Origin of the sequence: Rubrobacter taiwanensis, assembly GCF_004337705.1 — a bacterium.
Lineage (GTDB): Bacteria > Actinomycetota > Rubrobacteria > Rubrobacterales > Rubrobacteraceae > Rubrobacter_C > Rubrobacter_C taiwanensis.
Window position 1 is genome coordinate 77,683 of record NZ_SKBU01000016.1, and the last position, 26,655, is coordinate 104,337.

Below are 26,655 nucleotides of genomic sequence, written 5' to 3' on the forward strand. Positions count from 1 at the left end.
GCATGGCGGTCACGACCCCGTATTCTGAGCTGGAAGGAGTGGTGCGATTGAAGGTCCGGCGAGACGCGGTGGTGAGGCTGGAGTACGTCCTGCGGGTGGACGGAGAGGTGGTGGATGAGACCCCGGAGGGAGAGCCCGTGGCGGTTCTGCACGGCCGCGCGAGCGGGCTGCCTCCGGGGCTTGAGAGTGTTCTGGAGGGGCGCGGGGTGGGACCGTTCGAGGCCCGGGTGCCGCCGGAGCTCGGTGCGGGAGAGCGCGACCCGGGGCTGGTCCTGATCGCGAGCCGGGAAGACTTCCCGCCGGGGGCTGTGCTGGAAGCGGGAGAGGAGTTCTACTTCGAGGGCGAGGGTGGGGAGGTCCGCCCGGCGCGGATAGTGGCGGTGGAAGGAGATCGCGTGCGGGTAGACGCCAACCCCGCTCTCGCGGGGAAAGTGTTGGAGTATACCGGCATCATCCATGAGGTGCGGGAGGCGACGCCGGAAGAGGTAGAGCATGGCCACGCCCACGGAGAAGGTGGCGTGCACCACTGAGATCGCGGAGGGTTCCCCAATGAAATTCAGGCAGAAGACACCGGTGACCCTGATCGGGGGCTTCCTCGGAGCCGGCAAGACGACGCTGGTAAACCGCCTCATCTCCTCCGGAGAGCGGCGGTACGGGGTGGTGGTGAACGAGTTCGGCGAGACGAGCGTGGACTCCGCCCTGATCGAGGAGCTTCAGGACGGAGGGGTGGCCGAGATCGGCGGCGGATGTTTGTGTTGTGTCGGGCGGGAGGACCTCTCGGTCGCGCTCTACGGTCTGATCTGCCGGGAGAACCCGCCGGAGTACATCCTGATCGAGCTCAGCGGCCTCGCCGATCCCGTACCCGCGGCGCAGCAGCTCCTGACCACCGAGCTGCGGGGGCTGGTGGATCTGGACTCCATCGTGGCGGGCGCCGACGCCCGCAACCTGGAGCGCACGATGTTCGAAGCCCCGGAGGGCAAGGCGCAGCTCGCCTACGCCAGCGTGGTCGTCCTGAACAAGGCAGACCAGGTCGAGGAGGAGACCCTAAGAGCGGCGGAGAAGATCATCCGCAACCTCAACCCCCTCGTGCGGGTAGTCACCGCCAGCTACGCGGCCGTCGGTCCGGAGGAGGTGACCGGGCTAAAGGCCCTGGACCCCGGCTGGAGGCCGCGCGGGCACCGGGTGGAGCACGGGGCCGGGCTGACCACTTTCACGCTGCGCACCCCGGACCCCCTCCCGCTGGAGCGCTGGATGAGCTTCCACCGGCGCATGATCATCGCCCGCCCCGGGAAGGTGCTGCGGGCGAAGGGGATCATCGAGTTCCGGGAGATGGACGGCCCCTTCGTGCTCCAGACCGTGCGGGAGCTCTATACCTTCGACGAGTACGAGGGCGAGCACGACGGTGGAGCCGAGCTGGTCATAATCGGCCGGAACCTGGACGAAGCCGAGTACCGGGCCGCGTTCGAGCGGGTGGCGGCGCGAACCGGGCCGGATCTCTAAGACCGGCTACTCGAGTTCCGCTGCTTCGAGCTGGCGGGATATGGCGGCGAGCTGGTCCCGCCCCGTTATATCCCGGGCGTCCTGCTCGACCCGCACGATCGGCCGCTTCCCGAACCGCCGCTCTATCTCCTCCAGGTACTCGGCCTGCTGCTCCAGCCGGGAGCGCATGAACTCGCCCTCGGCCACTTCGGGGAGCACCCGGTTCACCAGCAGCGCGCCGACCTCTATACCCTCCCCGGTCAGCGCCTCCAGCGTCCGCGCCGTCTCCTCTATGGGGAGGCGCTCCGGGATCAAGACCAGGTAGAGGGTCGTGTCCTCCAGCAGCCGGTGGCGGGCGTGGTGGAACTTGTCCCGGCGCTCGCGCAGGCGGTTCAGGATGGGGTCTTCATCCGAGGACTCGTCCCCGGCGAGGTTCCTCAGCATCCTCTCCATCCCGGCCACCTTCTCGCGCTGGCGCACCATCCCCTCGACCCAGGCGGTGAGCAGGGCGGGGAGGGTCAGGAGCCGCAGCGTGTGCCCGGTCGGGGCGGTGTCGAAGACGATGCGGTCGAACTCCTCCGGGCAGAGGGCGATGAGATCCACGAAGCGGTCGAAGAGGGCGGACTCCTCGGTCCCGGGGCTGGCCTTGGTCAGGTCCAGGTGCTTCTCGACGGTGGGGCGCACCTCGGGGCTGACGGACTTGCGGGAGTCTTCCTTGATCCGCTCGATATACGCCGCCGACTCGGCCGCCGCGTCTATCTCCGCACCCCACAGGTTCTCCTCCACCTCCACCGGCTCGGAGGCGAGCCGGACGCCGAGCAGGTCGCTCGTGGAGTGCGCCGGATCGGTGGAGACGAGCAGCGTCCTCTCCCCGCGCCCGGCGAGCAGCGCGGCGAAGGCCGTGGCGAGAGTGGTCTTCCCCACCCCGCCCTTGCCGCCGAAGAAGGCCAGGCGGCGGGGACCGTGGTGCCTCAACAGCAGAACCCCGACTCAGGGAACCGGTTCATCCCCATCCGCCGGTGCCACCGGTGAAACTCCTCAGCGAACTCCGGGTAGAGCTCGAGCGAGTAGTAGCTCGTGGGGTTCGGGACGCCCAGGGCCTCCAGGAAGAGCATCGCCATGAGCGCGTCCTGCTGCTGGGTGGCCTCCCGCTGCAGCCCCGAGCGCCAGCGGGAGACCATGAACTCGTCGTTGAACTCCTCCAGCTTCCGGTAGAGCTCGACCCAGCGCCGCACCGCTCTTACGCCACCCCCAGCTCGGACCTGACCGCGGCGACGGCTTCCTCGGGCTTCGGGATGCGGCCGGAGAAGAGCACCCTGCCGTCCACGATGATCGCGCCCTGCGAGACCCCGTCTCTCACGCTCCGCAAGATCTCCCGCGCGGGAAGCCCCCGGCGTACGGCATCCCGCAAGATGTTCGGGACGAGCCATATGGCGTTGCGCGGGTCCACGACCGCAAACTCCACGTCCTCGTCGAAGAGCTCGGCCTTGAGTGCCCGGTAGACCTCCCCCATCCTCTCCATCTCCGAGCGGTTGTGCGCGTAGGTGGACTCCTCGCCCAGCTCGTGGTTCACGCCCCCGAGCCGGCCGCAACATCCGGAGCCGGACATCTGCTGGTCCCACTCGCGCACCAGGAGTACCCGGTGCTCCATCACCTCTCCTCTGCCGGAGCCTGCTCCCCGCGCCGCTGGCGCCGGACACGATTGAAGGCGGCGATCGCCTCGACTATCAGCCAGAGCGCCAGCACGAAGATTATAGCGTCGATGACGAAGAGCAGGCGGTCATCCTGCCAGAACTCGCCCAGCTGGATGAAGAGCGCCCAGGTCGTCATCGTCAGCAGGAACACCAGCGGGACGATGGGCGCCAGCGGGTTGCGGCCCCGCATGAACACCCAGAGAGCGATCACGGTGAGCGCCAGCCCGGCCGTGAGCTGGTTGGTCGTGCCGAAGAGCCGCCAGAGCCGGCCGAAGGCGAACTCTCCGACCTCCCCGCCGGGGAAGAGCGTAAGCCCGATGGAGATGAGAACCGCCAGCGTCGCCGCCAGCGTCAGGTTGCGGGCCAAAAGCCGGACCCGGATTATCTGGCCGATCTCCTGGATCACATAGCGCTGCAGCCGCACCGAGGTGTCCAGGCTCGTCCCCGCGAACGTGATGATCACGACCGAGATAAAGATCGCCCCTATCCCGGCCGGGATGCCCAGGTTGCCGACGAACGTCGAGACCCCCTCGACGAAGTAGCCCACGCCGCCGGCCGAGGCGGTCGCGAAGTCGGCGTAGTTCTCCTGCCAGACGGCGGCGGCCCCGAGCCCGGCGGTGCAGGCCAGGATCGAGGCGAGCGCCAGCGAGCCCTCGCCCAGCGAGCCCATGTAGCCTATGTAGCGGGCGTCGGTCTCGTTGGCGAGCTGCTTGGAGGTGGTGCCGGAGGAGACCAGGCTGTGGAAGCCCGAGATGGCTCCGCACGCGATGGTTATGAACAGGAACGGGAACCAGAACGGCGAGCCCTCGGGCAGGTCCGTGCGGATCGCCGGGGCCTCGATCGTGTTGAACCCGACGGCGACACCGAGGAAGATCACGCCCAGCGCGACGAAGAGCTGGTAGGAGTTGATGTAGTCCCGCGGCTGCAGGAGCACCCAGACCGGAAGGCGGGCTGCAAACCAGATGTAGGTGAAGATGAGCAGCACCCAGACCACCAGCGGGTCGGTCCCCAGAGCGTTGGCTATCGGGTCTACCGTGACCGGGAACGCCTGGCCGACCGGGATCATCGCGTAGAGCAGGACCAGAGCGATGGTGGTCGGCACCACGATACCCATCCGCAGCCGGTAGAAGACCTGGCCGAGGACTATGGCTATCGGGATCACGGCCGCCGACGGTATCACCGCGCCCGGGTTGTTTATAAAGAGGGTCCCGATCACGATGGAGAACACCGCGTTCACCAGCGTGAGCAGGAAGAAGATTATCACCAGAAAGAGCGTGCGGGAGCGCGGGTTGATAATCGACTGCGTCAGCGTGCCCATGTTCTGCGCCCGGTGGCGGGCCGAGACGACTATGGAGCCGAAGTCGTGCGCCCCGGAGGCGAAGATGGTGCCGAGCGTCACCCACAACAGCGCCGGCAGCCACCCCCAGAAAACGGCGATCGCCGGACCGACTATGGGAGCCGCCCCGGCGACCGAGGTGAAGTGGTGCCCGAATAGTATGTGTTTGTTGGTCGGTACGTAGTCTACTCCGTCCTCGAACTCGCGAGCCGGGGTTACGAAGTCCTTATCCAGCGCATAGACCCGCTCGGCGAGATACTTGGAGTAGTAACGGTACCCGAGAAAGAAAGCAACGAAGACTGCTAGAGCAACTACGATTGCCGGCAAGGCTGCCTCCTATCTTCAAACGAACGCACCTCTCCCCCGAGAGCGTTCAAACCCTGTCCCTGTGCGGTAGTATGAACTCCGGGTAGCCATATTGCAAGCAACGACGACATAAGAGGCAACAAGTACTGCACCGGCAGCAACGAGCCCGGAGGATAAGTGTGGAGAGCCCGACGTACGGCGACGTGATCGCCTCCACCGATCTCGCGGCCACGGCCGAGCTGGCCTACCTGGACCGCTCCGGCACCCCCCGCCTCAGGAGCGTAACGCCGATGCTGATGCGGGGAGAGCCCGTCGTAACCCTCACCTACGCGGACGCCGATCTGGCGCGCGAGATCTCATCATCCCCGCGGGTGTGCCTGGTCTTCTCCGACTCCCGGCTGGCATACGCCGGATGGACGCCGCTCGCCGTTCAGGCCCGCGCCGAGCTAGAGCCTGACCCGGAGGGCGACACGTTCCAGGACCACCTCCTGGACCAGGAGCTGCGCAAGTTCCCGCCCTCGCGCCGGTATCTGGACAGCATCCTCCTGCGGCGGGAGAACTGGTGGTACGTGCCGCGCCTGATCCTGCGCTTGAGGGAACTGGACGCCCCGCTCCCCGTCGGCCGCCGCCGGGCTCCGGAGCACGGCGTGATCGCCTGGCGCGCCGGCTCCGGGCTGCTGGCGGATTCGGTGCGGGTGGACGACTGGGACTCGGACCGCATCCCCCTCCGCTCGCTCGCCGGCAACGAGGGCTTGGGGCTGGCCGACGCCCCGGCGGCGCTCTTCTACCACGACTTCTCCGTGCCGGACATGGAGCTGCGAACCTCGTTCCTCGTCACGGGCAGGCTCACTAACGGCCGGCTCAGGGTCGAGGAGCGGGCCGGATCGCGCAGCCTCGGCAAGCTCCCCGGTCTCATCGCCCGGTGGCGTGCGGAGCGGCAACTCAGGAAGCGCTGCGAGGCCGGTATAGACGGGAAGCCGTAGAGGCTATTCAGGCGAACCCCAGCCCCCGCCGCCCGGCGTGCGGACGGTCACGGTGTCGCCCGGCTCCAGCTCCCGGTCGGCCTTGGCCGGAAGCTTCTCTCCGTTGAGCAGGTTCTCCCCGGGCCGGCCGGGTTTGCCGCCCTCCGCACCGCGCGGCGCGTGGCGGCGGCGGTCGGTCAGAAGCGAGAGGCTGGCAGGTTCCAGCACCCGCACGGTGCGCTCGACGCCGTCCCCGCCGCGGTGCCTCCCCGCCCCTCCGGAGCCGTAGATGAGCTCGTAGCGCTCGACGCGCATCGGGTACTCCAGCTCCAGCGCCTCCACGGGCGTGTTGAGGGTGTTGCTCATCCCCACGTGCACGCCCGAAGGGCCGGGGCCCCGCGAAGAGGCCCCCTGCCCGCCGCCGATGGTCTCGTAGTAGGTCCAACCCCGGCCGCCGATGATCACGTTGTTCATCGTCCCCTGCCCCTGGGCCGGAAGGTCCGCCGCGCCGGAGAGGGCGAGCAACACCACATCGGCGATGCGGTTGGAGGTCTCCACGTTGCCGGCCACCACCGCCGAGGGCGGCCCGGCGTTCACCAGGCTGCCCTCCGGGGCCCTTATCTCCAGCGGAGCGTAGGTGCCGGCGTTGGCCGGGACGTCACCGGGCAAGAGGACTCTGAGGGCGAAGTAGCAGGCCGAGCGGGTGACCGGGAGCGGGCAGTTCACGTTGCCCGCCACGGCGCCGGCCGTCCCGGCGAAGTCTATGGTCATGGAGTCGCCGCTTATGGTCACCTTCGCCCGGATGGGGATGTCCTCGTCGGTCGTGCCGTCGCCCTCCATGCAGTCTTCGGCCTCGTACTCGCCGTCGGGCAGCCCCCGGATGGCCTCACGGGTGCGGCGCCCGGTGTAGGAGATCACCTCCTCGAACGCGGCGAGCACCATGTCTCTGCCCCGGCGCTCGACGAGCTCGGAGAGGCGCGTTTCGGCCAGGTTGTTGGCCGCGATCTGGGCCCTGAGATCGCCGCGCCGGATGGCGGGCGTGCGCACGTTGGCGAGCAGGAGATCCAGCACGTCCCGCACGTACTCCCCGCCGCGCACGAGGCGCACCGGCGGGATGATGATGCCTTCCTGGTAGATCTCGCGCGAATCGGAGGGCATGGAGCCGGGGCGCATCCCGCCCACGTCCGAGTGGTGGGCGCGGGTGACGGCATAGCCCAGGATCTCTCCCCCGCAACTCACGGGCGAAACGAGGGTTATATCCGGCAGGTGCGTCCCGCCGGAATAGGGGTCGTTGATGGCGAACACATCCCCCGGTTCCGGCCCGCGCCGCATCACCGCCGCAACCGCCTCCGGCATCGCCCCGAGATGCACCGGGATGTGCTCGGCCTGCGCCACCATCCGGCCTTCGGCGTCGAAGAGCGCCGTCGAGCAGTCCCGCCTCTCTTTGATATTCGAGGAGTAGGCGCCCCGGATCAAGACCGCCCCCATCTCCTCGGCTATCCCCGAGAGCGCGCTGGAGAGCACCGAGAGGGTCACCGGGTCCAGCCCGCTAGCCATCTTCCCGCTCCAGAACCAGCGTCCCCGCCCCGTCTATGGCGCCGCCCCAGCCGGGACGCACGACGCAGGTGGACTCCCTGAACTCCACTATTGCGGGACCCGACACCTCAGAGCCCTTGCCCATCTCCTCCCGCCTCAGCACCGGCACCTCCAGCCACTCCCCGCCGAAGTCTGCCTCCCGGCGGGCGGGTTCGGCTTTCCCTTCCGGGGACGGCTCTTTGAGCTCCGGTTTGTCTACCGGCACGGTGGCGATGAGGCGTAGATTGACCAGCTCCACGGTCTCATCCTCCATCCGGTAGCCGTAGCGCCGCTCGTGCGCGGCGTGGAAGCGCTCCTCCAGCCTCTTCAGCTCGTCCGCCTCCACCGTAAGCTCGAAGGACTGCCCCCGGTAGCGCAGATCCGCCCGGCGGGTGAACTCCGGGGACTCGAGGTCCCCGGCGGCGGCCTCCTCCAGCGCCCGGAACCTCTCTTCCAGCTCGCCGGTCTTCACGCTCTCCAGATCCGCCAGCAGCGGGCTCACGTAGTCGCGCCGCAGGTCGGAGATGGCGAGCCCTAAAGCGCTGAGCACCCCGCCGGCTCTGGGAATCAGCACGGTCTTTATCCCCAGCTCCTCGGCTAAAGAGCAGGCGTGCATCCCGCCCGCTCCGCCGAAGGCCAGCAGGGCGAACTCGCGGGGATCGAGGCCGCGCTCGACGCTGATCACGCGCAAAGCGCGCACCATCTCCGCGTTCGCCACCCGCACCACACCGCGCGCCACCTCCCCGGCCTCGAGCCCGAGCTTCTCGCCCAGACCGCCCAGCGCCTCCTCCGCCAGCTCGCGCCGCAGCACCACCTCGCCGCCGAGCTCGGCCCCGTCGGCGAGGTATCCGAGGAAGAGGTTGGCGTCGGTGACCGTGGGCTCCCCGCCGCCCCTGCCGTAGGCGGCGGGACCGGGCTCCGCCCCGGCGGAGTGCGGTCCGACGCGCAGAGCGCCCCCGGCGTCCGCCCAGGCGATGGAGCCGCCTCCGGCGCTCACGGTGTGGATGTCCACCATGGGGAGCTTGATCGGGACGCCCGCCACTACCGACTCCGTGGTCGTCTGCGCCTCGCCCCCGAGGACGGCCGCCACGTCCGTGCTCGTGCCGCCCATGTCGAAGGTGAGAACGTCGGCGTAGCCGCTCGCCCTTGCAGCGTAGGCCGCTCCCACAACCCCTCCCGCCGGTCCGGAGAGGACGAACGCCGCGGAGCTCGCGGCCGCGTCCTCTATGCGCGACACCCCGCCCGAGGACTGCATGATGAGCGGGGCGGGCATCCCGGCTTCTTTCACCTTACCGCCCAGGTTCTTCAGGTAGGCGGCGAGCCGGGGAGCCAGGTAGGCGTCGGCGGCCGTGGTGGAGAACCGCTCGTACTCCCGGAACTCCGGCAGCACCTCGCTGCTCAAAGAGACGTGCACCTCCGGCAGCGCACCCCGCAGCGCCTCCCCCACGCGCCGCTCGTGCTCCGGGTGGGTAAAAGCGAAGAGCAGACAGACCGCCACCGCCTCTACCCCCGCCTCCCCGAGCTCGGAGATGACCCGGTCCAGATCCTCCTCATCCAGCGGGACGAGCTCGCCCGCAGGCCCCATCCTCTCTCTAACGGTGAAGCGCAGCTCGCGCGGGACGAGGGGAGGGGGCCGGTCCCGGGTAAGATCGTACAGAGAGGGGCGGTTCTGGCGCGCGATCTCCAGCACATCCCGGAAGCCCTCCGTGGTGATAAGCGCCGTGCGGGCTCCGCGGCGCTCCAGCAGGGCGTTTGTGGCCACCGTCATCCCGTGCGCCAGAGCCGCAACCGCCGCGGCCTCCACCCCCGAACTCTCGATGGCGTTCATCACGCCCACGGACTGGTCGCGCGGGGTTGAAGGGACCTTCGCGGTGACGATCTCTCCCGCGCCGAGCGCCACCAGGTCGGTGAACGTGCCGCCCACGTCTACGCCGAGGCGCATCACCTCAGATCACCCCGAAAGCAGTCAGGATCAGTCGCACCCCAAGCCCGGTGGCGACCAGGACGACCAGCCCGCCCAGCACGTTCGTCACGACCCCGTTCTTGAACTCGCCGAGCAGGTCGCTCCGGTTCACCGCGAACAGGAGGAACGCCGCGATTATCGGGAGCAGGACGCCGTTGGCGGCCTGGGCGAAGACGATGGCCTGCACCGGCTGCGTGCCCAAGACCGCGAAGATGGTCCCGACGACTATGATCGCCGCCCACACCGCCTGGAACCTGCGGCTGGAGAGGTTTCTCTCCCACCCTAGTGCGCCGGAGGTGGCGTAGGCTGCGGCCAGCGGAGCGGTGATCGCGCTGGTGAGCCCCGCCGCCAGCAGGCCCGCGGCGAAGAAGTACCGGGCGGCCGGACCCAGCAGGGGTTCGAGCTGCTCGGCCATCGTGGCCGCGCTGTCTATCTCGATGCCGCGCTCGAAGAACGCTCCGGCCGCGGTCGCCACGATGGCGAGCGTTATGAGGCCGCCCAGCACGATGGAGAACGTCGCGTCGAACCGGCTCTCGGCGAGCGCCCGGTCCGTCGGGACGGACTCGGGCCACTTCTCCTGCACGCTGCTGGCGTGCAGGAACAGGTTGTAGGGGACCACGGTGGTGCCGATCAGGGCCACCGCCGTGAGCAGCGCCCCGGCCGGGAGGCTCGGCGCGAAGATGCCCGCCAGGATATCCGTAAGGCTCGGACGCACGATAACGGCCGTCGCCACGAAGACGAAGCTCATCACGGCGACCAGCGCTACCAGCCCGCGTTCCACTAACTTGTACCGGCCGGAGGCCAGCAAGGCGAACGCCCCGGCCCCGACCACCAGCGCCCACGCCTGCGTCGAGCCGCCGAGCAAGGCCTGGAGCCCTAAAGAAGCCCCGGTTATGTTCCCCACCTCGAAAGCGGCGTTCCCGAAGGTTATGGCCGCGATCACCAGCAGCACGGCTCCCCACTTGATGAGGGGATTCCGGAAGGTGGTTCTGAGCGCCTCCCCGAGCCCCTCCCGGCTCACTATGCCGAGCCGGGCGCTCATCTCCTGCAGCACTATCACGGCGAAGATGGAGAAGACCAGCGCCCAGAGAAGAGCGTAGCCGGTGCTCGCCCCCGCCACGCTCGCCGTGGTCACCGTCCCCGGCCCGATAAACGCCGCAGCCACCAGCAGCCCCGGTCCCAGCCGTCTCAGTCGCTCCGCCAGTGCTCCGCTCCTCTCACCCTGAAATCAGATCTCGTACTCCGGGTTGAGGCGGTCGGTGATGAACATGTGGCCGGGGCTGTGCGTGATCACGAGCGGCACCCCGGCGTTCCGGATCGCGACCTGCGGGGTCACCCCGCAGGCCCAGAAGACGGGGATCTGGCCCTCCTCCAGCTCGACCGGCTCCCCGAAGTCCGGGCGGGAGAGATCCCCTATCCCCAGCCCCGCCGGGTCCCCGACGTGCACCGGCGCGCCGTGCATCGCCGGGTAGCGGCCCGTGATGGAGACGACGCGCGGGATCTCATCCGCCCGGTAGGGCCGCATGCTCACGACCATCGGGCCGGAGAAGGGTCCTGAGGGGACACACTCCCGGTTCGTGACGTACATCGGGACGTTGCGCCCCTGCTCCACGTGCGCGAGCCTCAGCCCCGCCGCCAGCAGCGCCGTCTCGAAGGTGAAGCTGCACCCGAGCAGGAAGGCGACCAGATCACGCCGCCAGTAAGCCGTTATCTCCACCGGCTCGCCCGCGAGCCTGCCATCCTCGTACACCCGATACCTCGGCACGTCCGTCCGCAGATCCGCGCCCGGAGCCAGGGCGGCGGGTTCGGGCGAGCCGGCGTCGGTCACCTCCAGAACGGGGCAGGGCTTCGGGTTGCGCACGCAGAACTTCAGGAAGTCGAAGGCATATTCTTCCGGCAGGATCACCAGGTTCGCCTGCACGCGCCGCCGGGCGAGCCCGCCGGTCGGCCCGGTGTACTCCCCGGCCCGGATGGCCGCCCGCAGCTCTGCGGGCGGCAGCTCCCTCATCTCCGAGACGCTCATCCCCCAGAATCCTAGCACAGCGCTTGCGCGGGCGGGGTGGACCTGCAAGACTGAGCGCGAAGGCGTCCGGGAGGAGGGGCATTCTATGTCACCGGCGGTGCTCATCTCGATAGCTGTTGTAGCAGTTGCCCTGATCTTGCTTCTCATCCTCAGGTTTCAGATGCATGCCTTCGTGGCGCTGCTGCTCGTCAGCTTCCTGACCGCCCTCGCCGCCGGGATACCGCCCGGGGATGTCATCGGCATCATCCAGGAGGGAATGGGCAACACCCTGGGCTACATAGCCGTAGTGGTGGGTCTGGGCGCGATGTTCGGGGAGCTGCTCAGGATCACCGGCGGGGCCGGGCAGATCGCGCGCACGCTGGTGCGGGCCTTCGGGCAGGACAGGGTCCAGTGGGCGCTCGGGCTCACGAGTTTTCTGGTCGCCATTCCGGTCTTCTTCGACGTGGGCCTGATCATCCTCATCCCCCTCGTCTACACCCTGACCAAGCGGTACGGCCGCTCGCTGCTCTACTACGCCATCCCGCTGCTGGCCGGGCTGGCCTCCACGCACGCCTTCATCCCCCCGACGCCGGGACCGGTCGCCGTCGCCGGGATCATAGGGGCCGACCTCGGCTGGGTGATCCTGTGGGGAACGATAGCGGGGCTTCCGGCGGTGGCTGTGGGAGGAGTCTTCTTCGGGCGCTACATAGCGGACAGGATCCGCGTTGACGTCCCCGAGTACATGGAGCGGCCGGAGGAGGAGGCGGAGAAGGAGGGCGTGACCACCCCTTCTTTCGCGCTGGTCGTGTCCATCATCCTGATCCCGCTGGCCCTCATCCTGGTCAATACCCTCTCGGACCTGGCGCTGGCGGAGGACAGCCTCGCCAGAAACGTGCTGACGCTAATCGGGCATCCCTTCTCGGCTCTGACGATAGCCGTGCTCCTGGCCTTCTACGTGCTCGGCGTCCGGCATGGCTACTCCCGGGAGGAGGTCCAGGGAGCCGCGAGCAAGGCGCTGGAGCCGGTGGGGCTCATCATCCTGGTCACCGGCGCGGGCGGCGTGTTCGGCAACGTGCTGCAGGAGAGCGGGATCGGAGACGCCGTCCAGGGCATCATGGAGGCCTCGAACCTGCCCATCGTCCTGCTCGCCTTCCTCGCGGCCGTCTTCGTGCGCGTCTCGCTCGGCTCGGCCACGGTTGCGATGGTCACATCGGCCGCCATCGTGGCTCCGGCCATCGAAGGAGCGGGCTACTCCGCGCCGCTCGTAGGCGCGATCGTCGTGGCCATCGCCTCGGGAGCCACGGTGCTCTCCCACGTCAACGACTCGGGCTTCTGGCTGGTCAGCCGGTTCCTCGGCCTCTCCGAGAAGCACACGCTCCAGTCGTGGACGGTCATGGTGACGCTCGTGGGCCTGACCGGCTTTCTGACGGTCCTGAGCATCAGCCTGTTCCTTTAGGCACCTGCCGCCGCAAGGCCTCCGCGACCCGGAAGGGGTCGGAGGCGACCACCGAGGCCGCATACAGCTCCATCGCCCCTATGTCCGAGGTGCGGCCGGCCGGGTCTCCCCGGTCCACTATCCGCACCACGGCCGGGAATCCGCTCCACTCCCGCCCGCCGGGAATAGGCGGCAGCAAGAAGGCCGCGTTGAACGAGCGCACGCCGAGTTCGTCCACGCAGCTCCGCAGGACAGCCCCGACGGCGCGGCGCAGAGACCTGTCCTCCAGACTCCTCCCGAGCAGCCAGATCTCCTTCTCTTTGACGGGCGCGAGGCCGGCGAAGCCCCGCACCCCTTCCGGGCAGGGGAGATCCAGCCCCAGCGCGGCATGCACCCGGTAGAGATCGTCGAAGTAGTCGCCGCCGCACCGGGCGGCGTAGGCGGCCGCGTCGCGGCGCAGGCGCTCCACCTTCGGGTAGTGCGCACCGCGGGCGGCGGCGAGCTGAACGTGGCCGTGGATGATGGAGCCGCCCGCCCGCCAGAGGCAGTTCCACATCGGGAAGAAGTACCGGGCCTCCGGATCCTCCTCCAGCACCCGGCGGTGCCACTCCAGCCCGACGGCGAGGTAGTCATCTACTTTCTCAGGGGTGAGGTGCAGCGGGTTGTGGTCGTCGAAGATCACGAGCCCGTGGTAGCCGTCGTACTTGGCGACGTTGGAGGCGGTGACGGAGTGCTCGCCCCGGACGCGGCCGAAGGTGTCGGCGGGCGTCCCCTCCTCCGGATTGCAGAACGGGTCTCCGGCGGTGCTCGCTATCTCCTGCTCCAGCTCCAGGTCCGTTCCCGTGTCCATCGGTCGGGCCGCCCGCAAGCCGTTGAAGAGCGTGCCTTCCAGCGTGATACGGTTCGTGACCCGCACTATCCGCTGTTCGCGCACGGCGTCCACAGAGCCGAAGGACTTCTCTATCCAGGGGTGCATGCTCCCGGGCGGCACCAGGCGTCCGGTCGTGGCGCTCACCTCGAAGATGCGCTCGAAGACCGCCCGCTCGCCGGGGTCCAGGGCTTCGACCAGATCCGGGAGGTCGGTGATCGCGGGCTTCACCGGGCTTCCAGCCGCTCCAAGGTCCCGCAGAGCAGCTCGAAGAACGCCTCCACGTCCAGGTCCACGCCGACCTCCGCGTTGGGCGGCAGCCCCCACACCCCGTGGTAGTCGCAGACCGTCTGGCCGCGGGTCAGCTCGCTCTCGCACTCCACCTCCACGCGCATCGGGCGGGTCTTGAGGAGGGCGGGGTCTACGACGGCCGCGACGGCGACCGCGTCGTGGATCGGGGGCGCGTCGAGGGCGTAGACCTCCCGGTATGTGGAGGCGAAGAACTCCAGCAACCCCGCGACGGCCTCGCCGACCGGGCCGAGCCTCCGGATCCGGGCCCGCCGCTCCGGCGTCGCTCCCGCCAGATGCGTCACGTCCAGTCCGACCATCGTAACCGGCAGGCCGCTGCCGAAAACTATCCGGGCGGCCTCCGGGTCCACGTAGATGTTGAACTCCGCCGCCGGGGTGGTGTTCCCGAGCCCGATGCTGCCGCCCATGAGCACGATGCCATCCACGTTCTCCTTCAGGTCGGGGCGCTCCCGCAGGAAGGCCGCCACGTTGGTCATCGGTCCCGTGGGGATGAGCGTGACGGGCTCATGAGAGCCGCCGACAACATCCGCCATCAGCTCCACCGCCCCGCGCCCGTCGGGCCCGAACGCCGGGGCCGGGATCTCGGGACCGTCCAGCCCGCTCTCACCGTGGATGTTCTCGGCCGTGTAGAGCTCCCGCTCCAGGGGAGCGGCGGCTCCGGCGGCGACGGGGACATCACCGCGCCCGATAAGAGACAGAACCCTCAGCGCGTTGCGGGTGGTCTTCTCCAGCGGGACGTTCCCGGCGACGGTGGTGACGCCGCGGAGGTCGAGTGCGGCGCAAGCGAGCAGGAGGGCCACAGCATCGTCGTGTCCGGGATCCATATCCAGCAGGACGGGCTTCACAGAGCGGCTCCTTTCCGCACGCGCCTCCGGGATGTAGGGTAGCACAGGCGAGAGCTTCGCCGGAGACCGGGTAACTATATAATGCAGGATGCGCAGTCTATCCGAGGAGGAAGGGGAAGATGGACCGCTTTCAGGCCTACCGGGTCCACGAAGAAGACGGCAAGCCCAGAGGACGCCTGGAGGAGATCACGCTCGACGATCTCAACGAGGGCGAGGTTTTGATCCGCGTCCGCTACTCCAGCGTCAACTACAAGGACGCGCTGGCGGCGACCGGCAAGGGCAAGATCATGCGCAGCTTCCCGAAGGTGGCCGGGATAGACGCCGCCGGGGTGGTCGAGGCCTCCGAAGACCCGCGTTTCTCCGAGGGGGACGAGGTACTCGTGACCGGCACGGGGATCGGCGAGGAGCGCGACGGAGGATACGCCCCGTACCTCCGGCACTCGGCGGACTGGCTCGTGCCCCTCCCGGAGGGGCTCTCCCTGCGGGACGCGATGGCCATCGGCACCGCCGGCTTCACCGCCGCCCTCTCCGTCTACCGGATGGAGAAGAACGGCCTCGCGCCGGAGAACGGCCCGGTGGCCGTGACCGGCGCCACCGGCGGCGTGGGCAGCATCGCGGTGGACATCCTGGCCGGTCTGGGCTACGAGGTCACCGCCATCACGGGCAAGGAGTCCGAGCGCGACTACCTGAAGGAGCTGGGAGCGAAGGAGGTCGTAAACCGCAACGAGCTGGAGATGGGTGAGCGGCCGCTGGAGAAGTCCATGTGGGCCGGGGCGGTGGACACCGTCGGGGGCGGCGGGGTTCTGGCCTGGCTCACCCGCACCGCCAAGCGCCACGGGAGCATCGCGGCGTGCGGCAACGCCGGCGGCTTCGACCTGAACACGACCGTCCTGCCGTTCATCCTGCGCGGCGTGGATCTGCTCGGCATAGACTCCAACTACTTCCCGATGGAGGAGCGCAAGCAGATCTGGGAGCGCCTCGCCAGCGACATGCGCCCCCGGCACCTGCAGGAGATCTCGCACGACATCCCCTTCTCCGGGCTGCCCGGGGCCTTCGACCGGCTCATAGAGGGGAAGGCCCGGGGCCGGATGGTGGTCGAGATCTCCTAAAACAGGAGGTAATAAAGATGAGCCTTGAGGAGTACCGCAGCTTCCACCGCCGCTCCATAGAGGAGCCGGAAGCGTTCTGGTCCGAACAGGCGGCGGCCGTGGACTGGAACCGGCGGTGGGACGAGGTGCGGGACTACTCCCGCCCGCCGTTCGTGCGGTGGTTCGCCGGCGGCGAGACCAACCTCTGCCACAATGCCGTAGACCGGCACCTGCAGGAGCGGGGCGAGCAGACCGCCCTCGCGTACGTCTCGACCGAGACGGGCGAGCGGGCGGAGTACACCTACCGGGAGCTGTACGCCGAGGTGAACGCCTTCGCCGCCGCGCTGCGCGGGCTCGGGGTCGGGAAGGGCGAGCGCGTGATCATCTACATGCCGATGATGCCGGAGGCCATCTTCGCCATGCTCGCCTGCGTGCGGCTGGGTGCCATCCACTCCGTCGTCTTCGGAGGCTTCGCAGCGCACAACCTCGCCAAGCGCATAGACGATGCGAAGCCGAAGGTGCTCATCACGGCCGACGCCGGGATGCGCGGCGGCAGCGTAGTCCGCTACAAACCCCTTGTGGACGAGGCGCTCGACGCCTCCCGGCACCCGCCGGAGAAGGTCGTCGTCTGCCACCGCGGGATAGACGAGGAGATGCCCGTGGACGAGGGCCGCGACCTCGACTACTCCGGGCTGCGGCAGGAGCACGCCGGGGAGGAGATCCCGGCCGAGTGGGTGGAGTCGAGCCACCCGAGCTACATCCTCTACACCTCCGGCACGACCGGGCCCCCCAAGGGCGTGCAGCGCGACACGGGCGGTTATGCGGTGGCGCTGGTCTCCTCCATGAAGCACATCTTCGCCTCGGAGCCCGGCGAGACGATGTTCACCGCCTCGGACATCGGGTGGGTCGTGGGGCACTCGTACATCGTGTATGCCCCGCTCATGTACGGCATGACCTCCATCGTGTACGAGGGACTCCCCATCCGGCCCGACCCCGGCATCTGGTGGAAGATCGTGGAGGATTACGGTGTGAACACCATGTTCACCTCCCCGACCGCGATCCGGGCCTTAAGAAAGCAGGACCCGAAGTACATGCGGGAGCACAACACCTCCTCTCTGCGCAACCTCTTCCTGGCGGGCGAGCCGCTGGACGAGCCGACCTCCCGCTGGGCCTCCGAATCCCTGGGCGTGACGGTGCGGGACAACTACTGGCAGACGGAGACCGGCTGGCCGATCCTGAGCAGCCTGCTGCCGGGGCTCGAAGACGAGCCGGTCGTCCCCGGCTCGGCGGGCTTTGCGGTCTACGGCTACGACCTCAAGCTGGTGCACGAAGAGTCGGGCGAGGAGGTCGGACCCGGCGAGCGCGGGGTGCTGGCCATCAAGCCGCCGCTGCCGCCGGGCTGCATGAGCACCGTGTGGGGCGACGACAAACGGTTCGTAGACACGTACTTCTCGGACTTCCCCGGCGACGAGCTCTACTCCACCTTCGACTGGGCCACCCGCCGCGAGGACGGCCGGTACTTCATCATGGGCCGCTCGGATGATGTGATCAACGTCGCCGGGCACCGGCTGGGGACGCGCGAGATCGAGGAGGCCATCAGCGACCATCCGGACGTGGCCGAGGCCGCCGCCGTCGGGGTGAAGGACGAGTACAAGGGCCAGGTCGTGGCCGCCTACGTGGTGCCGAAGGAGAGCGCGCCGGCGGGAGAGGAGCTGGAGGAGTCCATCAAGGAGATCGTGGCGCAGAGGATTGGGCGGATCGCCCGCCCGGAGATCGTGCGCTTCGTGGGCGCGCTGCCCAAGACCCGCTCGGGCAAGCTGCTGCGGCGCAGCATCCAGGCGCTGGCCGAGGGCCGGGAGACCGGCGACCTCTCGACCATAGAAGACCCGGCCGCCCTGGAGGAGATCAAGGCCGCAACCCCGCAGAGCCGCTGATGCCGCAAGCCATAGGGTTCGACATCTACGGGACGCTAGTGGACCCGCTGGAGATGAACGAGCACCTCCGGCCACTGGCTGCAGATAAAGCGGACCGCCTCTCGGAGCTGTGGCGGCAGAAGCAGATCGAGTACACCTTCCGCAAGGCGCTCATGCGCCGCTATGAGAACTTCGGGATCTGCACCCGGCAGGCCCTGGAGTTCGCCGCCGCCTCTCTGGGAGTGGAGCTCTCCGAGGAGGACAAGAACAGCCTCCTCGAAGAATACCAGAACCTGCGCCCCTTCCCGGACGTGCTGCCGGGCCTGGAGAGGCTGCGGGCGCAGGATCACACCCTCGTCACCTTCTCCAACGGCGTCGAGGCGGCGGCGCGCGTGCTGCTGGAGCGGGCCGGGATACTGCCGCACCTGAGCGGCGTGATCAGCGTGGACGACGTGGAGAGCTTCAAGCCCGATCCCGTCGTCTACGCCTACCTGGCCAGGAGGTTAGACCGCCCGGCGGAGGAGGTCTGGCTCGTCTCCTCCAACCCGTTCGACGTGATCGGGGCTAAGTCGGCGGGGCTTAAAGCGGCGTGGGTGAAGCGCAGACCCGATGCGGTCTTCGACCCGTGGGGAATCGAGCCGGACGTGACGGTGAACAATCTGGAGGAGCTGGCGGAGAGGATCAGCTAGCGGGCAGCACGGAGAATCCCTCCTTTCGTAGCCGCCTCGCGCAGCCGATCGTCCAGACACACGAACTCCCGGCCGGCGGGGTTGTTCTCGCACCAGCGCAGGGCAGCGGCAAGTTGCAAGGCGTCTGCCGCGCACAACGGATGGACGGCCAGCAGCCGTTCAGCGAGAGAGCGCAGCCGGTTCGTGGGTTGCATCTCCGACCAGTTCCCGGAGAAGGTTTCCAGTACACCTCTCTGGCTCGCCCCTCTTCGGCGGTAGAGATCCCACCCTCTCGTAAGCAGCGCTTCAGTGCAGAGACGCATTCTATCCGGGCACCCCACCACACCACCATATCCTCATCCTCCCGCAGCAGGTCCCCTTAGGGCTTCCGAAGCTTACTACGGCCGGCATAGGCCCCGGCCCCTGCCCGGGAGGTTGTGCCGAAAGACGCCGTCCAGAGCGCACGGATACCAGTACCGGGCGGGGCGGGTTTGGCTTCGTCAGCCGGACCTCTGCAAGATTCCCATGAGGTGGTCGGGCATGTCGGTAAACATCCCCTCCACTCCGAGGTTCAGGAGCCGCAGCATGTCCGCCCGCTCGTTGACGGTGTAGGGGTGCACCACGAGGTTCCGCCGGTTGGCCTCCTGGACGAGCCCGGCGTCCACCAGGTCCTTATCCGGCCCGATGCCGTTCGCGTATTCGGCCGCCGCGTCCAGAAGCTCTTCCCGGTCCTGGCCCGCCACCATCTCCGGCGAGTAGAGCTGTACCAGGAAGAGATCTTCGTCCAGCTCGCGCAGGAGCTGCAGCGACTCCGGCGAGAAGGACTGCACGATCACGCGGTCGGTCCCCAGCAGGCCGTTCTCGTCTAGCACCTCGATCAGCCGCCGTTCCATGCCCGGGTGTGCCTCCGGCTCTTTGGTCTCTATGTAGAGCCGGGCGTCTCTCCCGACGAGGTCTATGACCTCCTGCAGGGTAGGCACCTCCTCACCGGCGTACTCCTCGCCGAACCACGATCCGGCGTCCAGCCGCTTTATCTCCTCCAGGGTGAAGAGCCCTGCGATCCAGGGCTCCCGGTCCGGGTAGACCTCCTCGGCGTCGGTGGTGCGCTCCAGCGAGACGTCGTGCAGAGCGATGAGGGCTCCGTCCTGCGTCATCTGGAGGTCTACCTCGATGTAGTCGGCACCCATCCCGAGCGCCTTCGCGTAGCTGGCGAGGGTGTGCTCCGGGGCGTAGGCCGAGGCCCCCCGGTACGCGATGACGGCGAACTCCTGCGGCTCGAACTCCCGGGTCACGGTCAGATCGGGGGGAGACGGCTGGTGAAAGGCTGCGAGCGCAACCACCGCCACGGCCGCCGCTAGCAGCACGGCGGCCGTGGCGGGCCGGGTTCTCAGGTACTCCAACACGCGTCCATTATACGCGCCGGGCGACCGTACCCTACCGGGCGGTCTGCGGGATCTCGTGGTAGCGTTCGGGGTCTATCTCCCGCACGGAACCGTCGGCGACGCTCTGCAGGATGCCGTACAGCCCGGTCTCCACCGCCCGGGTGAGCTGTCCCTTCTGCTTCTGGCCGTAGGTCCAGGTCTGTCCGCGCACCTCGAAGAGCACCGTTCCGCTGCCGTTCAAGGCGAACGATCCGAGCGCCGTGCCCGGAAGATCGAGGCCCTGCGGGTAGAGCGTCACGTTCTTGAAGGGCGAGCTGCCCATAGCCTGCAGCGCGTCGTAGGCGGCCACGTTGAGCTGCCGGGAGAAGTCGAAATCGTAGCGGTCGGCGTACTCGGCGTACCTGGCCCCCTCGGGTGTCCGGGGGTCCGGCACGAACTGGGCGCTGAGGGAGAGCGTTACGTAGTCCCCGTCCTCGTCCCCGACGCGGTAGCAGGGCCCCTGGTGGTGCAGGTCGACGAAGACGTCCACCCGGCCGAAGCGGTCGAGCAGGTCCCGGTAGACGTCGCGCACGGCCTGGGCCTCGGGCGTTATGTACCAGCCGGGCCTGCTGGAAGAGCCGGGGAAGTCCTGCGGCCGCGGCACGTAGTCCAGATCCGGGTTGAAGTCCCGGTTGACGTCGAAACCGGGGCGCTGCGAGTAGTCGTCGTTCTGCAGCCGCCCGGTGTAGTAGTTCCAGGCCGGCCGGGCTCCGGCGAGCTGCGGGAAGCGCTCCACGACCTCCTGCCAGCTCATGTCGTTGCCCCGCCGGTCCAGCTCGGCGGCGTCCGGGTTCATCTTCGGCATCGCCACGAGCGTTATGTTCTCGCGGATCTCCCGTGCCCGGGCGGAGTCGCTGGAACCGAGGTACCGGAGCATCGAGAGGAGAGCCTCGGTCCCGGTCTTCTCGTTGCCGTGGATCTCGCTGGTTATGAGCGCTACCTGATCCCCGCTGCCCACGGTAGCGGCGAAGATCTCACGCCCGCGATTGGAGTGTCCCACGACCTCGACGCCGACGCGCCCGCCGCTCGCACGCTCTATCTGGGCCAGCTGGCGCTTGAGCTGTTCGTGGCTCGTCCAGCCCGCACTGGAGGTGTCTCCCGTCTCGGTGCCGCAGTGAGCGTTGGCGGATTGAGCGGCCGCCGGCGAACCGGGTGCCAGCAGCGCCGCCACGATGGCGGCCGCCGCCACGAACAGCGCGGCCAGCAGGCTGCCCAGGAGCGGTTTCAAGCGTGCCAATGCATCCAACCCCATCCTCCTTCTCTCGCTATCCCACCAAGCAGCTAACAGCTTAACTCTCCGGCGGGCCCGGGTAAACCCGCTACACGGCCCCGCCGCGCCTCAGCTCCTCCAATGCCTCCGGCCCGCAGCCGAGCTCCCGCAGGATGGCCTCCGTGTGCTCGCCCACCTCCGGGATCGGTCCCAGACTCGCCCCCAAACCGTCCACCGGCGGCGAGAGGGCGCGCAGGGCTCCGACCGGCGACCCCACCTCCGCCCACCGGCCCCGCGCCGCAAGCTGCGGATGCTCTATGAACTCTCCTACGTCGCGTAACCGGGCGTTGGCTATGCGGGCGCGATCGAGGCGGGAGATCGCCCCTTCCGAAGACAGCCTCCCGAACACCCCCTCTATGACCGCACCCAGCTCCTTCTGGTTTGCTACCCTCCTTGAGTTGCTCTCGAAGCGGGGGTCTCTGGCCAGTTCGGGACGTTCCAGCACCGCCTCGCAGAAGCGCTCCCACTCCCGCTCGTTCTGGATGCCCAGGAATACCGTCTTCCCATCACCGCATACAAAGGGTCCGTAGGGGGCTATGGCGGCGTGCCTTGCCCCGGTGCGCTGAGGCGGCTCGCCCCCGTAGAGAGTGTAGTAGAGGGGGTAGCCCATCCACTCTCCTAAAGCCTCTAACATGGAGACCTCCAAAGACGCCCCCTCCCCGGTGCGCTCCCGCCTGAAGAGCGCGGCGAGTATGCTCGAGTAGGCGTACATCCCGGCAGCGATGTCGGCGACCGAGATGCCGACCTTGGAGGGGGTATCCGGCGTGCCGGTGATGGAGACCAGCCCCGCCTCGCACTGCACCAGGAGGTCGTAGGCCTTCTTGTCCCGGTAGGGGCCCGAGGAGCCGTAGCCGGAGATGGAGCACACGATGAGGCTGGGGTGCCGCTCTCTGAGTGCTTCGGCTCCAAACCCCAGCCTCTGTGCCGCTCCTGGGGCCAGGTTCTGCACGAAGATGTCGGCCCGCTTTAGTAGCTTCTCAAGAATATCGCGGGCGCGCTCGTCTTTGAGATTGAGCGTGATCGACTCCTTGGAGCGGTTGAGCCACACAAAGTGGCTGGACATCCCCTTCACCGTCTCGTCGTAGGAGCGGGCGAAGTCTCCAACTTCGGGACGTTCGACCTTTATGACTCTTGCGCCTAAGTCTGCGAGCTGGCGGGTGGCGAAGGGGGCGGCCACCGCCTGCTCTAAAGAGATCACCGTGATACCTTCGAGTGGCAGCATCCTAAAACGACCTCGGCAGTCCCAGCACGTGCTCGGCGATGTAGGAGAGGATGAGGTTGGTGGAGATGGGCGCCACCTTAAACAGGCGCGTCTCGCGGAACTTCCTCTCCACGTCGTACTCGACGTCGTAGCCGTAGCCCCCGTAGGTCTGCATCGCTACGTTGGCCGCCTCCCAGGCGGCATCGGCCGCAAGGAGCAACGCCATGTTCGCCTCCGCTCCGCACGGCTCTCCGGCATCGAAGAGTTGCGCCGCCTTAAAGCGCATGAGGCTCGCCGCCTCCACGCCTATGTGCGCCCTTGCTATGGGGAACTGGATGCCCTGGTTCTGGCCGATGGGCCGCCCGAAGACGACGCGCTCTTTGGCGCGCCGGGTCGCACGGTCTACGAACCACCGGCCGTTGCCGATACACTCTGCGGCGATCAGGACGCGCTCGGCGTTCATCCCGTCCAGAATGTAGCGGAAGCCTTTGCCCTCCTCGCCGATCAGGGCGCTCGCCGGAACCTCGAGGTTCTCGAAGACGAGCTCGTTGGTCTCGTTGTTGATCATCACCCGCCGGGGTTTTACCGTCATGCCCACCGCTTCGCGCAGATCTACGAGAAAGACCGAGAGTCCCTCTGATCTCTTCCTCACCCGCTCGCGCGGCGTGGTCCGGGCCAGAAGCAGCATGAGGTCGGAGTGCTGAACGCGGGAGATGTAGATCTTGCGCCCGTTTATGATGTAGCGGTCACCTTCTTTGCGGGCGAAGGTCTTTATGGAGGTCGTGTCGGTACCGGCCTCCGGCTCCGTGACCCCGAAGGCCTGAAGGCGGATCTCTCCTGTGGCTATCTTCGGCAGATACTCCCTCTTCTGCTCCTCAGAGCCGTGCCTGAGAAGCGTCCCCATCACGTACATCTGGGCGTGGGCGGGCTGGGCATTGCCGCCGCTCCTGTTGACCTCCTCCAGGATCACCGACGCCTCGGCCAGGCTCATCCCCAAGCCCCCGTACTCCTTCGGGATGAGCGCGCCGAGGTAGCCTTCTTCGGTCATGGCCCGGACGAACTCCTCCGGGTACCCGCGCCTGGCATCCAGCCCCCGCCAGTAGGAGTCGGGGAATCGCCCGCACACCTCGCGCACCTCGGCCCGCAGGTCCTCGAACCCCGCGGTTCCGCTCATCCTGTCAGTGTGCGAAGATCCGCCGAAAGCCTCTGGTAAGCCGGTTTTCTGCGCTGTTTCTGTGCCATACCGGTCTCCGGATCATGATAGCACGGGCCATATAAACGAAGTCCGGGAATTGATGAGCTCAGAGGATCTGTGAGGATTCAGGCCCCAGCCCAGGAAGCCTGTGCTGTCGTTCGCGCTGTTCCTGGTAACCTACATTTCTGACAGCCGGAGACGGGAGCGGAAAATATTCAGGATGATTGACCGTACGCGGGAGCCCGCCTGAAGCGGGATGCGGGGGACGCCGCAAAATGCAGGGGAGGGAGAGAAGACAACCCCGGCGCAGCTCTCCCGGGCTCTCCGGGCGGCGCTGCCTTTCGCCCTCGGCGGCGCGGTCCTGCTTTTGCTCCCGGAGACGCTCGACTCTCCGGCCCGCTGGGCGCTGGCGATCACGGCCGGCACGCTCACGGCCTGGATACTCGAACCCGTGCCGCTGGCCGCGACCTCGATCCCGGTCATCTTCGCGCTGGCGGCGAGCGGCGCGGCCTCGCCCGACCAGGCGGTCTCGGGGTTCGGCTCCGCACCGACGCTCCTGCTGGCGGCGGGCTTCATGATGGCGGCGGCGCTCCAGAAGACCCCGCTGGCCCGCCGGCTGACCTACACCTTTCTGCTCCGCGTGCCCCCGGGCAGCGGCGGTGTTCTGGCCGGGCTGCTCGTGGCTCTGATGGTTCTGGCGGTCTTCGTGCCCTCGACGGTGGTGCGGGCCGTGGCGCTCTTGCCGGTCGTGGTGGCGATCGCCGAGGCGTTCGCCCGGCACGGGTCGCCGAACGGTGCCAAGCGGCTTCTGCTCGGCCTGGCGTTCGGAGCGACGCTCGGCGGCATCGCTATCCTGCCGGCGGCTGTCGTCAACGTGCTGGCCGTGGACCTCGTCGTCGAAGCGGGGGGCGAGAGGATCACCTACTTCGACTGGTTACTGCTCACCTGGCCGGTGGCTCTTCTGGCGTTCCTGGCCCTGTGGCTGGGGCTGGTCCTCCTCTTCCCCACCCCGGAGGAGCGCGCCCTGGACCGGGAAGCCATCGCGCAGCGCCTGGCGGAGCTGGGACCGGTGACTGGCCGGGAGCTGAGGCTCGCCGGCATCCTGGTGCTCACCGCCGTCCTCTGGTGCCTGGAGTCGGTGACCGGCTGGCACCCGGCGGTGCCGGCCTTCCTGGCCGTCGCCCTGATGACGGTCTCGCCGTTGCGGGTCGTGTCGTGGTCCGAGGTGCTGGAGATCTCGTGGAGCTCCATCTTCATGTTCGGAGCCAGCCTCTCCTTAGCGTTCACGCTCAGGGACACGGGGGCCGCCGCCTGGGTCGGGGAGCAGCTCCTGGGCGCCGGAGCTGCAGAGCTGGCCCGTTTTGGAGCCGTCGCCGGAGTGCTGGTCGTCGGCGGGATCATGCTCGTCTACCAGCTAGCGTTTGCCGGATCTACTCCCGCAGCGGCCACGCTCCTGCCCATCCTGCTGGCGGGTGCCGGAGCGCTGGAGCTGTCCGGTGCGGCGGTCGGCGTCACGGTGGCGCTCGCCGGGCTGGCGACGTTCGTTCTGCCGTCCCAGGCGATGGCGAACCTCATCACCTACGAGACCGGGCTGTACGGCTCGCGCGACCTGCTGCGGGTCGGACTGCTGTTGACGGCAGTCTTTCTGGCGATACTGGGCGCTGTGGCGGCGCTGTGGTGGAGGCCGCTCGGCTTTGTCTGATCGAGGAGGAGTGAGATGCGCGAGATACACGTAGAGCGGGTGATCGAGGCGGTGCGCGAGCTGTGCGTCGAGGCCAACACCTGCCTGAGAGAGGATCATCTCTCCGCCCTGAGACAGGCGCTCGAAGAGGAGGAATCCCCGCTGGGGCGGGAGGTGATCGGGCAGCTGCTCGAGAACGCCGAGGTCTCCTGCCGGGAGTGCGTGGCGTTCTGCCAGGACACCGGATACGCGGTCTTCTTCGTGGAGCTGGGACAGGAGGTGCGCTTCGTGGGCGGCGGTCTGGAGGAGGCCATCAACGAGGGGGTCCGCCGGGGCTACCGGGAGGGGTACCTGCGCAAGTCCATCGTGGAGAGCCCGCTGCGGCGGACGAACACCGGCGACAACACCCCGGCCATCGTCTACTACGAGTTCGTGCCCGGCGACCGGCTCGGGCTGACCCTGCTGGTCAAGGGTGCCGGATGCGACAATATGAGCGCCATAAGGATGCTCACCCCGGCCCAGGGAGTGGAGGAGATGAAGCGGTTCGTCGTCGAGACCGTCGAGAAAGCGGGCCCGAACGCCAGCCCCCCGGTCACGGTGGGAGTGGGGATCGGGGGCACGTTCGAGAAGTCGGCGCAGCTGGCCAAGAAGGCGCTCACCCGGCGCTCCAGAGAACCCAGCCCGGACCCGGAGCTGGCGGCCCTGGAGCGGGAGATTCTGGAGGAGATCAACGCCACCGGCATCGGTCCCGCCGGCTACGGCGGTACGGTGACGGCGCTGGCGGTCCACATCGAGAGCCACCCGACGCACATCGCGGCGTTCCCCGTGGCGGTGAACGTAGACTGCCACTCCCACCGCGTCCGGGAAGTAGAGCTGTGAGCGGCGGGTACGTCTCCCTCACCACCCCGCTCTCGGTGGAGGACATCGAGCCACTGCACGCCGGAGACCTCGTACGCCTCAGCGGCGTGCTCTACACGGCGCGCGATGCGGCACACGCCCGCATGGCCGGGGCCCTCACGGCCGGAGAGCCGCTGCCCTTCGACCCCGAAGGTCAGGTAGTCTACTTCGTGGGGCCCACCCCCGCCCGCCCCGGACACGCCATTGGACCAGCAGGCCCCACGACGGCCTCCCGCATGGACCCGTACTCGCCCCTGCTAATAGAGCGGGGGCTCAGGGGCATGATCGGCAAGGGAACCCGCTCGGCGGAGGTGCGGGAGGCGATGCTCCGGTACGGCTGCGTGTACTTCGGCGCGGTGGAAGGAACGGCGGCCCTGCTGGCGCAGTGCGTGAAGGAATCCGAGGTCGTAGCCTACGAGGACCTGGACGCCGAAGCCATCCGCCGGCTCGTCGTGGAAGACTTCCCGGCCGTGGTCGTCAACGACCTGCACAGCGGTGACCTGTACGAGGAAGGCCGGAGGCGCTGGCGCAGAAGAGAGTAGAGGGA

Annotated in this window: 25 protein-coding genes; 10 read left to right on the forward strand and 15 right to left on the reverse strand. The window is 68.2% G+C overall.

Annotation, left to right across the window (positions count from 1 at the left end; genetic code table 11):
- Positions 1-2: 2 nt before the first annotated feature.
- Both E0L93_RS10060 and E0L93_RS10065 read left to right on the forward strand, forming a co-directional pair.
- Positions 3-530: an FKBP-type peptidyl-prolyl cis-trans isomerase gene (locus tag E0L93_RS10060; RefSeq protein WP_207890420.1), complete on the forward strand. Its 528-nt coding sequence runs from the start codon at positions 3-5 to the stop codon at positions 528-530.
- A gap of 19 nt (positions 531-549) precedes the next feature.
- Entirely contained in the window at positions 550-1,500 is a 951-nt protein-coding gene (locus E0L93_RS10065; protein WP_132691506.1) for a CobW family GTP-binding protein, read from the forward strand.
- Positions 1,501-1,506: 6 nt separating this feature from the next.
- Here the strand turns inward: E0L93_RS10065 and E0L93_RS10070 are convergent, their stop codons facing one another.
- The 4 genes from E0L93_RS10070 to E0L93_RS10085 are packed head-to-tail and all read right to left on the reverse strand — an operon-like array spanning position 1,507 to position 4,836.
- A complete protein-coding gene (locus tag E0L93_RS10070; protein ID WP_132691508.1) occupies positions 1,507-2,454 on the reverse strand; it encodes an ArsA family ATPase in 948 nt (315 codons plus the stop codon).
- The gene (locus E0L93_RS10075) at positions 2,451-2,714 is read right to left on the reverse strand and encodes a cory-CC-star protein (RefSeq protein WP_132691510.1); all 264 of its coding nucleotides are present in this window, start codon (positions 2,712-2,714) and stop codon (positions 2,451-2,453) included. Before E0L93_RS10075 ends, E0L93_RS10070 begins: the two co-directional genes overlap by 4 nt.
- Before the next feature lie 5 nt (positions 2,715-2,719).
- A complete protein-coding gene (locus E0L93_RS10080; protein ID WP_207890421.1) occupies positions 2,720-3,130 on the reverse strand; it encodes a hypothetical protein in 411 nt (136 codons plus the stop codon).
- On the reverse strand, positions 3,130-4,836 hold the full coding sequence (locus tag E0L93_RS10085) for a carbon starvation CstA family protein (protein WP_132691514.1): 1,707 nt from the start codon (positions 4,834-4,836) through the stop codon (positions 3,130-3,132). Before E0L93_RS10085 ends, E0L93_RS10080 begins: the two co-directional genes overlap by 1 nt.
- A gap of 158 nt (positions 4,837-4,994) precedes the next feature.
- Between E0L93_RS10085 and E0L93_RS10090 the strand changes: the two genes are divergently transcribed.
- A complete protein-coding gene (locus E0L93_RS10090; protein WP_132691516.1) occupies positions 4,995-5,798 on the forward strand; it encodes a pyridoxamine 5'-phosphate oxidase family protein in 804 nt (267 codons plus the stop codon).
- Positions 5,799-5,801: 3 nt separating this feature from the next.
- Here the strand turns inward: E0L93_RS10090 and E0L93_RS10095 are convergent, their stop codons facing one another.
- Genes E0L93_RS10095 through E0L93_RS10110 form a run of 4 tightly spaced genes read right to left on the reverse strand, consistent with a single transcriptional unit; the run spans position 5,802 to position 11,338 of the window.
- Positions 5,802-7,334 (reverse strand): hydantoinase B/oxoprolinase family protein, encoded by a 1,533-nt coding sequence (locus tag E0L93_RS10095; RefSeq protein WP_132691518.1) that lies wholly within the window; start codon positions 7,332-7,334, stop codon positions 5,802-5,804.
- The gene (locus tag E0L93_RS10100) at positions 7,327-9,294 is read right to left on the reverse strand and encodes a hydantoinase/oxoprolinase family protein (protein WP_132691580.1); all 1,968 of its coding nucleotides are present in this window, start codon (positions 9,292-9,294) and stop codon (positions 7,327-7,329) included. Before E0L93_RS10100 ends, E0L93_RS10095 begins: the two co-directional genes overlap by 8 nt.
- 4 nt (positions 9,295-9,298) lie before the next feature.
- Positions 9,299-10,519 (reverse strand): Nramp family divalent metal transporter, encoded by a 1,221-nt coding sequence (locus E0L93_RS10105; protein WP_132691520.1) that lies wholly within the window; start codon positions 10,517-10,519, stop codon positions 9,299-9,301.
- A gap of 24 nt (positions 10,520-10,543) precedes the next feature.
- Positions 10,544-11,338 (reverse strand): putative hydro-lyase, encoded by a 795-nt coding sequence (locus tag E0L93_RS10110; protein WP_132691522.1) that lies wholly within the window; start codon positions 11,336-11,338, stop codon positions 10,544-10,546.
- Positions 11,339-11,423: 85 nt separating this feature from the next.
- Between E0L93_RS10110 and E0L93_RS10115 the strand changes: the two genes are divergently transcribed.
- The gene (locus E0L93_RS10115; protein ID WP_132691524.1) at positions 11,424-12,773 is read left to right on the forward strand and encodes a GntP family permease; all 1,350 of its coding nucleotides are present in this window, start codon (positions 11,424-11,426) and stop codon (positions 12,771-12,773) included.
- Here the strand turns inward: E0L93_RS10115 and E0L93_RS10120 are convergent.
- Together E0L93_RS10120 and E0L93_RS10125 are read right to left on the reverse strand one after the other, a co-directional pair.
- Entirely contained in the window at positions 12,757-13,851 is a 1,095-nt protein-coding gene (locus E0L93_RS10120) for a hypothetical protein (RefSeq protein ID WP_132691526.1), read from the reverse strand. The genes E0L93_RS10115 and E0L93_RS10120 overlap by 17 nt on opposite strands.
- A complete protein-coding gene (locus tag E0L93_RS10125) occupies positions 13,848-14,774 on the reverse strand; it encodes a nucleoside hydrolase (protein WP_207890423.1) in 927 nt (308 codons plus the stop codon). The genes E0L93_RS10120 and E0L93_RS10125 overlap by 4 nt, the downstream gene beginning before the upstream one ends.
- Before the next feature lie 119 nt (positions 14,775-14,893).
- Between E0L93_RS10125 and E0L93_RS10130 the strand changes: the two genes are divergently transcribed.
- Genes E0L93_RS10130 through E0L93_RS10140 form a run of 3 tightly spaced genes read left to right on the forward strand, consistent with a single transcriptional unit; the run spans position 14,894 to position 18,464 of the window.
- Entirely contained in the window at positions 14,894-15,883 is a 990-nt protein-coding gene (locus E0L93_RS10130; protein ID WP_132691528.1) for an oxidoreductase, read from the forward strand.
- 17 nt (positions 15,884-15,900) lie between these two features.
- On the forward strand, positions 15,901-17,796 hold the full coding sequence (locus E0L93_RS10135; RefSeq protein WP_132691530.1) for a propionate--CoA ligase: 1,896 nt from the start codon (positions 15,901-15,903) through the stop codon (positions 17,794-17,796).
- Entirely contained in the window at positions 17,796-18,464 is a 669-nt protein-coding gene (locus E0L93_RS10140; RefSeq protein WP_132691532.1) for a haloacid dehalogenase type II, read from the forward strand. Before E0L93_RS10135 ends, E0L93_RS10140 begins: the two co-directional genes overlap by 1 nt.
- On the opposite strand, the gene E0L93_RS16120 is transcribed toward E0L93_RS10140, so the two are convergent.
- The 5 genes from E0L93_RS16120 to E0L93_RS10160 all read right to left on the reverse strand — a co-directional run bounded on the left by E0L93_RS16120 (position 18,461) and on the right by E0L93_RS10160 (position 23,509).
- Positions 18,461-18,658, reverse strand: coding sequence for a hypothetical protein (locus tag E0L93_RS16120; protein ID WP_207890424.1), 198 nt, complete (start codon positions 18,656-18,658; stop codon positions 18,461-18,463). The genes E0L93_RS10140 and E0L93_RS16120 overlap by 4 nt on opposite strands.
- Positions 18,659-18,943: 285 nt before the next feature.
- On the reverse strand, positions 18,944-19,846 hold the full coding sequence (locus tag E0L93_RS10145) for a glycerophosphodiester phosphodiesterase (RefSeq protein WP_132691534.1): 903 nt from the start codon (positions 19,844-19,846) through the stop codon (positions 18,944-18,946).
- A 31-nt stretch (positions 19,847-19,877) separates the two neighbouring features.
- On the reverse strand, positions 19,878-21,101 hold the full coding sequence (locus E0L93_RS10150) for a M14 family zinc carboxypeptidase (protein WP_207890425.1): 1,224 nt from the start codon (positions 21,099-21,101) through the stop codon (positions 19,878-19,880).
- A gap of 82 nt (positions 21,102-21,183) precedes the next feature.
- The gene (locus tag E0L93_RS10155; RefSeq protein WP_132691538.1) at positions 21,184-22,356 is read right to left on the reverse strand and encodes a CaiB/BaiF CoA transferase family protein; all 1,173 of its coding nucleotides are present in this window, start codon (positions 22,354-22,356) and stop codon (positions 21,184-21,186) included.
- Between the two features lies 1 nt (position 22,357).
- Complete coding sequence (locus E0L93_RS10160) at positions 22,358-23,509, reverse strand: acyl-CoA dehydrogenase family protein (RefSeq protein WP_132691540.1); 1,152 nt, start codon at positions 23,507-23,509, stop codon at positions 22,358-22,360.
- Positions 23,510-23,786: 277 nt separating this feature from the next.
- On the opposite strand from E0L93_RS10160, the gene E0L93_RS10165 reads away from it, so the two are divergent.
- The 3 genes from E0L93_RS10165 to E0L93_RS10175 are packed head-to-tail and all read left to right on the forward strand — an operon-like array spanning position 23,787 to position 26,650.
- Positions 23,787-25,232, forward strand: a complete 1,446-nt coding sequence (locus tag E0L93_RS10165; RefSeq protein ID WP_132691542.1) for an SLC13 family permease — start codon at positions 23,787-23,789, stop codon at positions 25,230-25,232.
- Positions 25,233-25,247: 15 nt separating this feature from the next.
- Positions 25,248-26,090, forward strand: a complete 843-nt coding sequence (locus E0L93_RS10170; RefSeq protein WP_132691544.1) for a fumarate hydratase — start codon at positions 25,248-25,250, stop codon at positions 26,088-26,090.
- Positions 26,087-26,650, forward strand: a complete 564-nt coding sequence (locus E0L93_RS10175) for a FumA C-terminus/TtdB family hydratase beta subunit (RefSeq protein WP_132691546.1) — start codon at positions 26,087-26,089, stop codon at positions 26,648-26,650. The genes E0L93_RS10170 and E0L93_RS10175 overlap by 4 nt, the downstream gene beginning before the upstream one ends.
- The last annotated feature ends 5 nt before the right edge of the window (positions 26,651-26,655 follow it).